This window comes from Streptomyces sp. SP18CS02, from assembly GCF_036322365.1.
Classification (GTDB): domain Bacteria; phylum Actinomycetota; class Actinomycetes; order Streptomycetales; family Streptomycetaceae; genus Streptomyces.
On sequence record NZ_JAQYXC010000134.1, the window covers coordinates 1 to 322 of the forward strand.

The following is a 322-nucleotide window of genomic DNA, read 5'->3' on the forward strand; positions in this document are numbered from 1 at the left end:
CCTTGCGCGTGGCACGACGACGCGGACGGGCCGCGGGCGCCTCCTCGACCGGCGCGGCCTCCTCGACCGGGGCCTCGACCGGCGCGGACTCCTCCACGGGAGCCTCTGCGGCCTTCGGCGCACCGGCCGGAGCCGTCGCCGTGCGCGTGGCACGACGACGCGGACGCGCCACGGGCGCCGCCTCGACCGGCGCGGCCTCCACGGCGGCCTCGGTCTGCGGCACCGGGGTGGCGGACCCGGCGGAGTCGGGGGTCGGGGGGGCGGCCGGCGGCCCGGCGGGGCGCGACGCCGCACGGCGCCGGCGGCGCGGGGGCAGCGTGTC

Annotated in this window: 1 pseudogene; it reads right to left on the reverse strand. The window is 83.9% G+C overall.

The features are described 5' to 3' along the window. Positions 1-223 (reverse strand): annotated as a pseudogene (locus tag PUR26_RS00895) (hypothetical protein); the annotation flags it as partial. Between the last annotated feature and the right edge of the window lie 99 nt (positions 224-322).